Source organism: Streptomyces sp. NPDC017676 (genome assembly GCF_044329325.1).
GTDB lineage: Bacteria > Actinomycetota > Actinomycetes > Streptomycetales > Streptomycetaceae > Streptomyces.
Genome location: NZ_JBIRJA010000008.1, coordinates 419,781 through 431,009, shown reverse-complemented (window position 1 = coordinate 431,009; position 11,229 = coordinate 419,781). Strand labels below are relative to the sequence as shown.

The window sequence follows — 11,229 nt, the reverse complement described above, 5'->3', positions numbered from 1 at the left end:
CCCGGCGGTGGCCCACACGCGGCCCCCCCCCGCGGGTGGGTTGCAATGCGCCCCCCCCCCCCCCCGGGCCCCCCGCCCCCCCCCGGGGGGGGGGCGGGGCCCCCGGGGCCCCCCCCCGCGCTGTTCGGCGGGTACGGCCGCGGGCTCAGGCCACCGCTCCGGCGCCGGGGCCGAGTCGCCGCAGCGTCGCCTCGATCCGGGCCGCCACGGCCTGCTGCTGCGCCGTCAGGTAGAAGTGGCCGCCGGGGTACACGTGCAGCTCGAACGGGCCGTCGCTCTCCTCGTCCCACCTCCGGGCCTCCTCGGGGGTGACCCGGGGGTCGGCGTCGCCGGTCAGCACGACGAAGGGGCAGCTCAACCGCGGGCCCGGGGCGCGCCGGTAGGTCTCCACCGCGCGGTAGTCGGCCCGCAGCGCGGGCAGGATCATCTCCAGCAGTTCCCTGTCCTGGAACAGGGCGGCGTCGGTGCCGTCGAGCTTGACGACCTCCTCGATCAGCCGTGCGTCGCCGCCCTCGTGGACGGTCTCGGTCCGGTGGACGGACGGCCCCCTGCGGCCGGAGAGGAAGACCACCGCGGGAGGCCGCCCGGCGGACTCCAGGAGCCGGGCCAGCTCGAAGGCGACCAGGGCGCCCATGCTGTGCCCGAACAGCGCGAGGGGTGCGCCGTCGTCCTCGTCGAGCGCGCGGAACACCCCTTGGGCGAGTTCCTGGACGGACTCCGCCGGGGTTTCGGCGAGGCGGTCCTGACGGCCGGGGTACTGCGCCGCGAGCACGTCGACCGCGGGGGACAGCGCCTTGGAGACGGGGAAGTAGAAGCTCGCGGAGCCGCCGGCGTGCGGCAGGCAGAGCAGCCTGGGCGCACCCGGTGCCGCCTGGTGGAAGCGGCGCAGCCACAACCGGTGTGCCGCGCTGGACCGGTCGGTCATGTGTCTCCCTCGGTGGAACGGACGGCAGGTGCCGCCCTCGGCCCCCTCATCCGATCACGACTGATCGCGGTTGACCCGGCACACCCCTCTCTTTAGACTCACAGTCCAGAGATGGACGGCAAATCTATGGGGGTATGGCGTGGGCGAGGACAGCGCGGACGAGCATCTCATCCGGGAGGCCGAGAAGATCGCCGTCGCGCTGGGCCGCATGTTCCCCGGTCTGTGCGAGGTGGTGCTGCACGACCTGCGGCATCCGGACCACGCGATCCGCGCGATCGAGAACAACCTGTCGGGTCGTCAGGTGGGTGACTCCGCCACGGAGTTGGGCCTGGCCCGCATCGCCGATCCGCAGTACCCCAGCGTCATCCAGAACTATCCCAACCGGTTCCCCGACGGCCGCCCGGCGAAGAGCACCTCGATCGGCATCAAGAACGCCGCCGGCGAGTACATCGCGGCACTGTGCCTGAACCTGGACGTGTCCGTCCTGTCCCCGGTCACCCTGGCCCTGACCAACCTCGTGGCCACGGACACCGAGCACCGTGACCGGCCCCTGGAGACGCTGCGTGACCGCACCGCGCGCGAGCTGCGCCAGGCGGTGGAGGCCCGGGCCGCCGAGCGTGCCGCCACCCCCCGCTCGCTGAGCCGGGAGGACAAGAAGGCCCTCGTACGACAGCTGCAACGGGACGGCTACTTCGACTCGCGCGACGCCGCGCAGACCATCGCGGACCTGCTCGGCGTGTCCCGGGCCACGGTCTACAACTACGCGAAGTGAGAGGTCACCTGCCCATGACGACCGGGCCCGTCCCCGCTCCGTCCTCCCCCGCCGAGCCCTCCCCCGCCCCCATGAGCCTGGCGGACCCCGACACCCCGTTCGCCGTGGTCGACGTGCACCGGGTCCGGCGCAACGCCGCCCGCCTGCGAGCGCGGGCGGACCGCCTCGGGGTCACCCTGCGCCCCCATGTGAAGACGGCCAAGAGCGTGGACGCCGCCGCCCTCCTGCACGACGGCGCCCCCGGGCCCGTCACCGTCTCCACGCTCGCCGAGGCCGAGGCGTTCGCCGCCGCGGGGTGTCGCGACATCACCTACGCCGTCGGCATCGAACCGCACAAACTCCCGCGCGTCATCGCCCTGTCGCACCGCGGTGTCACCCTGCGCGTCCTGCTGGACAGCACCGAGCAGGCGACGTTCGTCGCCGCGGCCGCCCGCGAGGCCGGCATCGCCCTTCCCGCCCAGATCGAGATCGACTGCGACGGCCACCGCGGCGGCCTCAAGCCCGACGCCCCCGGGCTCACCGGCATCGCCGGCATCCTGCACGACGCGGGCTGCCTGGACGGCGTACTGACCCACGCGGGCGAGTCGTACTTCTGCTACACCGTCGAGGAACAGCGCAAGGCGGCGCGGAACGAACGCGATGCCGCGGTCGCCGCGGCCGAGCGGCTCCGCGCGGCCGGCCTGCCCGTGCCCACCGTCAGCGTGGGCTCCACCCCCACCGCCCACGCCGCCGAGGACCTGACCGGAGTCACGGAACTCCGCGCGGGCAACTACGTCTTCTTCGACCTGGTGATGGCCGGCCTCGGGGTCTGCGACGTGGACGACCTCGCCCTGTCGGTCGTGGTCACCGTCATCGGCCACCGTCCCGAGTACGGATGGATCGTCACCGACGGCGGCTGGATGGCCATGTCGCGCGACCGGGGCACCGCCGTCCAGCCGCAGGACCAGGGCTACGGCCTGGTCACCGATCTGTCCGGCACGCTGATCCCGGGCCTGGTCATGACCGCCGCCAGCCAGGAACACGGCACCCTCACCGCCCGCGACGGCGCCACCCTGCCCGACCTGCCCATCGGCACCCGCCTGCGTGTCCTGCCCAACCACGCCTGCGCCACCGCCGCCCAGCACCTGGGCTACCACGTCATCGACGGCTCCGGCGGCACGCGAGCGTCCACACCCGGCATCGAGGCGTACTGGCCGCGCGTCACCGGCTGGTGACCCCGCCCGCCACCCGTCTCCCCCGCACGACTGCCCCACCCGTCTCCCCGCCCGTCAAGGACACTTCGAGGACGCCCATGGCCGCCGCACCAACCGTCACGTTCGCCGATGTCCGCGAGGCCGCCGCCCGCCTCGAAGGCATCGCCCACCGCACCCCGGTCCTCACCTCCCGCACGCTGAACTCCCTGGTCGGGGCGAAGGTGTTCATCAAGGCGGAGAACTTCCAGCGGATCGGCGCCTTCAAGTTCCGCGGCGCCTACAACGCCGCCGCTCAACTGCCCCGGGACCAGCTGTCGAAGGGCATCGCGGCCTACTCCTCCGGCAACCACGCCCAGGCCGTCGCACTGGCCGCCCGGGAACTGGGCACCAGCGCCGTCATCCTGATGCCCGAGGACGCCCCCCGCTCCAAGCGGGAGGCGACCGCCGGATACGGGGCGGAGGTCGTCACCTACGACCGCTACACCCAGGACCGCACCGCGCTCGGCCACGCCTTGGCCGAGGACCGCGGCCTCGCCCTGATCCCGCCCTACGACCACCCCCACGTCATCGCCGGCCAGGGCACCGCAGCGCTGGAACTCCTGGAGGAGACCGGGCCGTTGGACGCCCTCCTCGTGCCGGTGGGCGGTGGCGGCCTCATCGCCGGCAGCGCCACCGCCGCCACGGCGCTGCACCCGGGCATCCGCGTCATCGGCGTCGAGCCGGAGGCCGGCGACGACACCAAACGCTCCCTGGAGGCCGGCACCCGGGTCACCGTCCCGGTCCCGCGCACCATCGCCGACGGACAGGCCCTGGCCACGCCGGGCGAGATCACCTTCCCCCTCAACCAGCGCCTGGTCGACGCCATCGCGCTGGTCAGCGATGCCGAGATCGTCACCGCGATGCGCTTCGCCTTCGAACGCCTGAAGATCGTCCTGGAACCGAGCGGCGCGACGCCCCTCGCCGCCCTGCTGGCCGGACGCGTCGACAACCCACCCCGGCGGATCGGTGTCATCGCGTCCGGCGGCAACATCGACGTGGACCGCTTCACCGCGCTCACGGGACGGCCGGACCGAGGGTGACGCGGGTGTAGTACTCGGTGCCGAGCAGGCGACCGCGGGTCTCCTCGGGAAGCCGGGAGAGCATCGCGGGCAGCGCGCGCTCCCCCTCCGCCTGGCTGCGGTGCGCCAGGACCGCGGCCCACTTCGGGCCGCTCCACGGCCGGACGTCCACGATGTCGGTGACGTGGCAGTCCGGCACGCTCAGAACGCACTTGCCGACACTGCCGAGGAGTTCACCCAGCTCGGCCACGGCCGAGTGGGGATGGGTCGCCAACCGGACGGTCCGGGGCTGCCAGGGCTCACCCGCCTCGGGGTACAGCCGCCCGAGCCCGGCGGCGGTCACGGCGAGCATCACCGTCCGGTGCGTGTGCCGGTGATCGGGATGCCCGGTCACCTGCCCGTAGGCGTCGTGGGTGACGACGGTCTCGGGCCGGACCTCCCTGATGTGGGCGACCAGGCGGCCGACTGCCTCGTCGAGCGGGACATCGCACCACCGGGGCCGGCCGGGAGCGGAGTCGGGGACCCGGTGGTCGGCGTAGCCGAGCATCCGTGGCGGCTCCCGGACGCCCAGGGCCGCCAGCGAGTCGGCGAGTTCGCCCACGCGTGGGCTGTCGGGCGCCCATGTGGCCGTGACGACGGCCGTGCGGGCGCCCGCGGCGGCCTGCCGGGCGAGCACGCCGCCGGCGAGGAGAGCTTCGTCGTCCGGGTGCGCGAACACGGCGAGCAGACCGGCCGGCACGGCTCCCGCCCGCGAGCCTGACCGCCTCACCGACTCCACGCTCACACCTCTCCCCAGTCCCAGGTGTCGAAGTACTCGGCCACGCCCGTGCGGCGGGCCTTCGTCACGGCGTTCAGCCGGGCGAAGTCCTGGGCCGGCATCAGCGGTCGCCACGCCTCCAGCGGCAGCACGCGGAACTCGTCGTGCTCCTCCGGGTCGAGAGTGATGCCCTGGATCCGGGCGTCGTTCAGGCGGCCCCCGTCGAAGATCAGACCCATGGTGCTGTACGGCCATTCCTCGCCGGGCAGTCCGTAGACCGCGGCCAGCAGCCGTGGCGGGCCGGACACCGTGATGCCGGTCTCCTCGTGGCACTCCCGTACAGCCGTCTCCCAGGGCCGCTCACCGGGCTCCATCGTGCCGCCGGGCATCTGCCACGGATGCGCGGGGCTGTACCGGGAGTGCAGCTGGACGGGCCGGTCCTGCTCGTCGGTGAAGTGGACGCAGGCGAATCCGGTCGCCTTCATCAGTTGCTCGGCGTACTGCTCGGGCGGGAGCCAGACACGGCTCACGGCGTCTCCTTTCCCCCGGTCCAAGGACGGCTGGTCGTCGTGTGCCGCGGGGCGGGGCGCTTCCCCGCCGGTGCGAAGGTTCCAGGTCACCGCGGTCCCCCTCGGCGGTCGTCCGGTTGTGTCGTCGGGTTCAACGACCGGGCCGCGATATCAAACACATGTAATTCGGACGGACCGCGAAACGCCGGTTGGCCGAAACGCCGCTGTCGCGGGGAGCCGTCGGGTCCTCTGTGTCGTGGCCTTCCAGCCGGGTACCCGGCACCCCGCTGGAAGCGAGGAGAGCAAAGCGAGCGACAGAGTCGGAGGGCCGGAACCATGCCTGCGCCGGCACGATCCGCGGCGGCGGATCCCCGTGAGCGCCGTCGTGCCGCCGCCCGCTCCGCACGTCCGCGGAGCAGGGTGCCCGAGACCGGGGACGAACCCGACCTGCTGGGCCAGTACCTGGCCCGGATCGCCGCGACCCCACTGCTCACCGCCGAGGACGAGGTGCGGCTGGCCCGGCACATCGAGGCCGGTGTGCACGCCACCGGGCAACTGGAACGGGCCGAGGCCGGCGAACACGGCCTCGCTCCGCAGCGGCGCCGGGAACTGGAGGCTGCCGTCCGGGAGGGCCTGCGCGCCAAGGACCACATGATCCGGGCCAACCTGCGGCTCGTGGTGGCGATCGCCAAGCGGCACGCGCACCGGGGCGTGCCCCTGCTCGACGTGGTCCAGGAGGGCAACCTCGGGCTCATCCGGGCCGTGGAGAAGTTCGACCACACCAAGGGCTTCAAGTTCTCCACGTACGCCACCTGGTGGATCCGTCAGGCGATGGAGCGCGGTCTGGCCCGGCACGCCCGTACCGTACGGCTGCCCATGCACGTCGTGGAGGAGTTGCAGAAGCTCGCGAAGGCCGAACGGCGGTTGTACCTGCGCCTCGGCCATGAGCCGACGGACGAGGAAGTGGCCCGGGAGAGGGTTCGGCGAGGGGCGCGTCGCCTGGCTGCGCCGTGTCGGGCGGCAGACCCTCAGTCTCGACACTCCCGTGGACGACACCGGCGAGACCGTGGTCGGCGATCTCATCCCCGCCGCCGACGTGCTGCAGGCCCCGGAGGTGGCCGAGTACCGGGCGCTCGCCGAGGAGCTGAGGGACGCCCTCGGCACGCTGGCACCCCGGGAGGCCATGATCCTCAGCCTGCGGTACGGGTTGCACGACGGGCAGTCCCGTACGTTGCAGCAGGTGGCCGACCAGGTGGGACTCACCCGGGAGCGCGTCCGCCAGCTGGAGAAGGAGTCGCTCGGCCGGCTGCGGGCACCGGAGGCCGGCGAGCGCCTGCTGGAGTGGGCGGGCTGACGGCACGGGCACCTCGTCCTCGACGGCGTGCGGGCCGGCGTCGATGTACGCCGCGGGTCGATCCGCATCGACGTAGGCGGCGCGCCGATCCGCATCGACGTACGCGCAGGAGCTGATCCGCATCGACGCACGCGCAGGAGCCGATCCGCGACGGGACCCTCGTCGCCCTGTACCCGGGCTGACCCGAGCGACGGCGCGCGGGCGCACGCGTCCCGCGCCCTGGGGGTTCGGACCCCCGCGCGCCCTGGCGGTTCAGCCCTCCGCGCGGGCCACGAGCAGAGCCACGTCGTCGTCGCCTCCCGGCGGCCGGAGCCTCTCCAGGACCCGGTCGCAGGTCTCTCCGAGATCCTGGCCGGCCGTCGCGGTCAGGGCGTCGAGAAGGGTGCCGAGACGGGCGTCGATCGGGTCGCAGCGGGTCTCGACCAGTCCGTCGGTGTAGAGGACGAGTTGATCACCGGGGCGGAAGTCGAACGCGGTCGTCTCGAAGGAGGTGCCGCCGACGCCCAACGGCACACCGGACGGAAGGTCGAGGAGCTGCGCCGGCCGACCCGCCCGGACCAGGGCCGGGGGCAGATGACCGGCGAGGCTGATGCGGCACAGGCCCCGCTCGGGGTCGTACCGGCAGTAGGCGCAGGTGGCGATGGTGTGCTCGACGTCCTCGGTGAGGCGGTCGAGCTGCCGGAGCACCTCTGCCGGGTCGAGGTCGAGCCCGGCGAACGCGCGGGTGGCGCTGCGCAGTTGCCCCATGCTGGCGGCGGCGTTGATGCCGCTGCCCATCACGTCCCCGACGACCAGCGCGGTCCTGTCCCCCTGGAGGTGCATGGCGTCGAACCAGTCACCGCCGATCTCGCTGACGGCTCCGGCCGGCAGATAGCGGCAGGCGATCGTCAGGCCGGGCAGGCGGGACGGGAGCTGCGGGAGCAGGCGGCGCTGGAGGGTGAGGGCGGTGTTGCGCGCGCTCTGGTACCAGCGCGCGTTGTCGATGCAGGTCGCGGCGCGGCCGGCCAGCTCGCAGGCGAGCAGCGTGTCGTCCTCGTCGAAGGGCGCGGGGGTCCCCACGCGCGCGAGGCTCAGTGCTCCGAGGACCTCGCCGCGGGCCAGGAGCGGCACGGCGAGGTAGGAGTGCACCCCGGTCTGCTCCAGGAGGGAGGCGGCCTCGCTGGTGCGGGCGATGTGCCGCAGGTCCTGGCGGGTGGTCTCGGCCACCCGCACGGGCTGGCGGGTACGCACGCACCGGGTGAGCAGACGGTCACTGTCGTAGGCGGCGACCCGTCCGGGCGGTTCGGCCGCGTGCGCGGCCTCGGAGGCGTGGGCCGCGGCGGTGGCCACGGCCCGGAAGCGGGCGGGACCGGTGACGGACGGAGCGCGCCCGCGCAGGACGCTGTCGAGAACGTGGACGGTGGCGATGTCGGCCAGGTCCGGTACGACGACCCCGGCGAGCTCGTGCGCCGTCTGCTCCACGTCGAGGGTCGTACCGATGGAGGCGGAGGCGTGCGCGATCAGGGCCAGCCGGTTCCGGGCACGGGTCGCGGCGATGTTGGCCTCGTGCCGCTCGGTGATGTCGATGACGGACGTGGCCACGCCGAGCACCCGGCCCGCGGCGTCCTCCAGCCGGTGGTACGACGCCGACCAGGCGTGCTCCCGGTGCGGATCGGCGCTGGGGCAGCCGACGACGTAGTGGTCGGTCACCGGCTCCCCGGTCTCCAGGACCTGGCGCAGACGGCTCTCGATGGCCTCGACGTCGAGGAAGGTCAGGACGTCGCGGACCCGTCGGCCGAGCTGTTGGGCGGCGGACAGGCCGTGCATCCGTTCGAGGGCGGGGTTCACGGTCAGGTAGCGCAGATCGGTGTCGAGGATGGCCAGGCCGATCGGGGACTGGGTGACCAGGCGTGCGGAGAGGGCGACGCCCCGCTCGACCCGTACCACGGTCGACTGGTCCACGGCCAGGCCCAGGGCGTAGATGTCACCGAGGTCGTCGAGCAGGCGCATGTTGCGGAACTCCACCAGGCGCGTGCTGCCGTCCTTGTGCCGGATCGGGAAGGCCCCGGCCCAGTCGGTACCGGACTCCATGACCTCGGCGAACAGCGTGATCACCTCGTCCCAGTGCTCCTCGTGGACCAGCAGCCGCGCCGCGAACCGGCCCAGCGCCTCGTCCGCGGTGTAACCGAACAGCTCCTCCGCCTGGGGGCTCCAGAAGACCACGCGCCCGTTGGTGTCCAGCACCACCGCGGCGACGCTCAGCAGATCGAGCAGGCCGGTGGGCGACGCGCCGGCACCGGCCAGGGGCCGGCCCGGGACAGGCCGGGAAACGTCCGTTCCGCCCATACGCCGCTTCTCCTCTGCCACTCGGTCGGAGCACGCGCCGTGGCCCGTGGGAGCCGCCGGGGACGAGGCGGCGGCCGCGCACCCGGTCGTCACACCGGGGAGCGGCCGGCCACGTCTCCCCCGGGGTCGTCCGCCAGCATCACGGACGCGGTGATCCGTTTGCCGACCGGTTCCCGGTGCACCTCGAAGCCCTGGCACACGGCCATCACGATCTCAAGCCCATGCTGCCCCACCCGGCCGGGATCGGCGGCCTTGGCCACGGGCAGCACGGGCGCGGTGTCCCAGACCGCGATTCCGACGCTGTCACCGGACAGCTCCAGATCGACCAGGCACGGTCCCGGCGCGTACTTGCAGGCGTTGGTGACCAGTTCACTGACCACGAGCTGGACCACGCCCATCACCCGCTCGGACACCGGCAGGCCATGATCGGCCTGCACCCTCCTCAGGAACGCGCGCGCCAGGTCACGGGCCGCCGCGATGTCGGTGGGGCTGCCCTCGTACGCGGCCGAGGTCATGACGGGTCCGGCACGGTCCGTCCGCCGATCCCCGCTCCGGGCAACCTCGTCCATACCAACCGCCCTCTGCCTGAGCGCCTGATCCCTACCTCGCGTGTACCCAGAAACGACCGATATCCGGCCTTGCCGGGACGGTGAAGACATGAGCGACGACGGCGGGGCCCACCTGGTACCGGTTCGGCCGAAGACCGGGCCGTCAGCCGCGGCCATGCAGGCTCGGTGGTCAAGCGGCCCCCGGCCGGGCATCATGCGGGGACGAGGCAGGCGGGCGGCGGGGGGCCGATGGTCGGCGAGGTACGGCGGGACGGGGACGACGGCGGGGCGGCGGGCCGGCAGGAGGAACTCGCCGAAGCGCTCCAGGAGGCTCACCGGCTGTCGCACGCGGCGACGGGCCGGGAGCCCGCCGAGGCGTGGAGCCCGGTGCTCGCCCGGCTGACCGGCGTCGAGACCGCGTTGCGGGAGCACGGGGAGAACTTCTCCGTCGTCTTCGTGGGCCTCGTGCTCGGCATGCGCAACCTGCGCGGGGGTGAGCCCACGTCGTCCGGCTCCGGCGCGAAGGAGCGGACGGAGGCGTCGCGGCGCCTGCGGTGGGCGGACCGTAACGGGCCGACGGACGACCTGCTCATCGTGGAGGCCCGCATGATGCTGGTCTTCCTGCTCGTGCCCTGGGCGCTGCCCCGCGCCGAGGGCACCGACACGGTCGTGCGGACCGCGCTGCTCACCCCCGGCCACGGGGAGGACCTGCCGACCGAGTCGGTTACCCGGGATCTCGGTGAGGCCGAGGAGATCGTCGACCGGATCGCGGCGGCGCCGCTCGGCGCGGAGTTCGCACCCTCGCCGCACCCCGGCGCCCGCGCCGCCCGGCTGCGGCAGGAGTACCGCCCAGCCGACCTGCAAGGACCACCTCGGGAGGATTCAGTGGACCGCAAGCCCCGACGCGCCGCTGCGCGCGTACTGGCCGCCGCCGTTCTCGCCGCCACCGCCGCGCTCGGCGCCGCACCGTCCGGCGCCGCCGCGGCGGACGGAATGACCGGTGCCGGACCGGCCGCGGCCCGTGTGCCGTTGCGCGTGGCCACGTACAACATCCACGCCGGAGCGGGCCAGGACGACGTCTTCGACCTCGACCGCACGGCGGCGGCGATCCGGGACCTGGACGCCGACGTGATCGGTCTTCAGGAGGTCGACGTGCACTGGGGTGCGCGGAGCGACTTCACGGACGAGGCCCGGGAACTGGCCGGAAGGCTGGGCATGCGGGTCTTCTTCGCGCCGATCTACGACCTCCCGCCGGCGACGCCCGGTGGGGAACGGCGGCAGTACGGCGTCGCGCTGCTGAGCCGCCTCCCGGTGCGGGGCGCGTGGAACCACGAGATCACCCGGCTGTCCACCCAGACACCCGACCCGGTGCCGGCCCCCGCGCCGGGCTTCGCCGAGGTGGCGGTCAAGGTCCGGGGCACCTTGGTGCACGTGTACGCGACCCACCTGGACTACCGCACGGACCCCTCGGTCCGGCACGCCCAGGTCGACGACATGCTGGGCATCCTGGCCGCCGACTCCGGCCCGAAGGTGCTCCTCGGCGACTTCAACGCCGAGCCGGACGCCCCTGAACTGGCCCGGCTGTGGGGCCCGTTGGCCGACGCGGCGCCGAGCGGCGGGAAGACCTGTCCGGCGGTGGAGCCGGTCAAGCGCATCGATCTCGTGACGGTCTCACCGGACGTCACCGTCACCGCCACGCGCGAGTCCGGGACCACGGCCTCCGACCACCGCCCGGTGGTCGCCGACCTCCTGCTGCACCACCGGGGCCGCTGAACCGGCCGCCCCGGC

General features: G+C 73.5%; 9 protein-coding genes and 1 pseudogene. 5 read left to right on the top strand and 5 right to left on the bottom strand.

Translation table 11 applies throughout. From position 1 onward, the window contains the following. Positions 1-145: 145 nt before the first annotated feature. On the bottom strand, positions 146-925 hold the full coding sequence (locus tag ACH4LD_RS20400; protein ID WP_398056194.1) for a thioesterase II family protein: 780 nt from the start codon (positions 923-925) through the stop codon (positions 146-148). Between the two features lie 139 nt (positions 926-1,064). On the opposite strand from ACH4LD_RS20400, the gene ACH4LD_RS20395 reads away from it, so the two are divergent. From ACH4LD_RS20395 to ACH4LD_RS20385, 3 genes are all read left to right on the top strand, one after another. Beyond that, the gene (locus ACH4LD_RS20395) at positions 1,065-1,697 is read left to right on the top strand and encodes a transcriptional regulator (RefSeq protein ID WP_398056195.1); all 633 of its coding nucleotides are present in this window, start codon (positions 1,065-1,067) and stop codon (positions 1,695-1,697) included. Between the two features lie 14 nt (positions 1,698-1,711). Next, the gene (locus tag ACH4LD_RS20390) at positions 1,712-2,911 is read left to right on the top strand and encodes an alanine racemase (RefSeq protein WP_398056196.1); all 1,200 of its coding nucleotides are present in this window, start codon (positions 1,712-1,714) and stop codon (positions 2,909-2,911) included. A 77-nt stretch (positions 2,912-2,988) separates the two neighbouring features. Then, positions 2,989-3,969, top strand: coding sequence for a threo-3-hydroxy-L-aspartate ammonia-lyase (locus ACH4LD_RS20385; protein WP_398056197.1), 981 nt, complete (start codon positions 2,989-2,991; stop codon positions 3,967-3,969). On the opposite strand, the gene ACH4LD_RS20380 is transcribed toward ACH4LD_RS20385, so the two are convergent. Continuing rightward, complete coding sequence (locus tag ACH4LD_RS20380; RefSeq protein ID WP_398056424.1) at positions 3,944-4,687, bottom strand: PIG-L deacetylase family protein; 744 nt, start codon at positions 4,685-4,687, stop codon at positions 3,944-3,946. The genes ACH4LD_RS20385 and ACH4LD_RS20380 overlap by 26 nt on opposite strands. Before the next feature lie 41 nt (positions 4,688-4,728). Continuing rightward, positions 4,729-5,235 carry an NUDIX hydrolase gene (locus tag ACH4LD_RS20375; RefSeq protein ID WP_132790264.1) on the bottom strand — a complete coding sequence of 169 codons (507 nt, stop codon included), beginning with the start codon at positions 5,233-5,235 and terminating at the stop codon, positions 4,729-4,731. A 315-nt stretch (positions 5,236-5,550) separates the two neighbouring features. On the opposite strand from ACH4LD_RS20375, the pseudogene ACH4LD_RS20370 reads away from it, so the two are divergent. Beyond that, positions 5,551-6,568: pseudogene (locus ACH4LD_RS20370) on the top strand (RNA polymerase sigma factor RpoD/SigA). Between the two features lie 252 nt (positions 6,569-6,820). On the opposite strand, the gene ACH4LD_RS20365 reads toward ACH4LD_RS20370, so the two are convergent. Then, a complete protein-coding gene (locus ACH4LD_RS20365; protein ID WP_398056198.1) occupies positions 6,821-8,893 on the bottom strand; it encodes a SpoIIE family protein phosphatase in 2,073 nt (690 codons plus the stop codon). Positions 8,894-8,982: 89 nt separating this feature from the next. Continuing rightward, complete coding sequence (locus tag ACH4LD_RS20360) at positions 8,983-9,408, bottom strand: ATP-binding protein (RefSeq protein ID WP_398056199.1); 426 nt, start codon at positions 9,406-9,408, stop codon at positions 8,983-8,985. A gap of 918 nt (positions 9,409-10,326) precedes the next feature. On the opposite strand from ACH4LD_RS20360, the gene ACH4LD_RS20355 reads away from it, so the two are divergent. Continuing rightward, positions 10,327-11,214, top strand: a complete 888-nt coding sequence (locus ACH4LD_RS20355; RefSeq protein WP_398056425.1) for an endonuclease/exonuclease/phosphatase family protein — start codon at positions 10,327-10,329, stop codon at positions 11,212-11,214. Positions 11,215-11,229: the final 15 nt, after the last annotated feature.

What these genes read in the sequence shown, in the direction of transcription:
- ACH4LD_RS20400 (WP_398056194.1), bottom strand. Translation starts at nt 925, where the DNA reads ATGACCGACCGGTCCAGCGCGGCACACCGGTTGTGGCTGCGCCGCTTC.
- ACH4LD_RS20390 (WP_398056196.1), top strand. Translation starts at nt 1,712, where the DNA reads ATGACGACCGGGCCCGTCCCCGCTCCGTCCTCCCCCGCCGAGCCCTCC.
- ACH4LD_RS20385 (WP_398056197.1), top strand. Translation starts at nt 2,989, where the DNA reads ATGGCCGCCGCACCAACCGTCACGTTCGCCGATGTCCGCGAGGCCGCC.
- ACH4LD_RS20365 (WP_398056198.1), bottom strand. Translation starts at nt 8,893, where the DNA reads ATGGGCGGAACGGACGTTTCCCGGCCTGTCCCGGGCCGGCCCCTGGCC.
- ACH4LD_RS20360 (WP_398056199.1), bottom strand. Translation starts at nt 9,408, where the DNA reads ATGACCTCGGCCGCGTACGAGGGCAGCCCCACCGACATCGCGGCGGCC.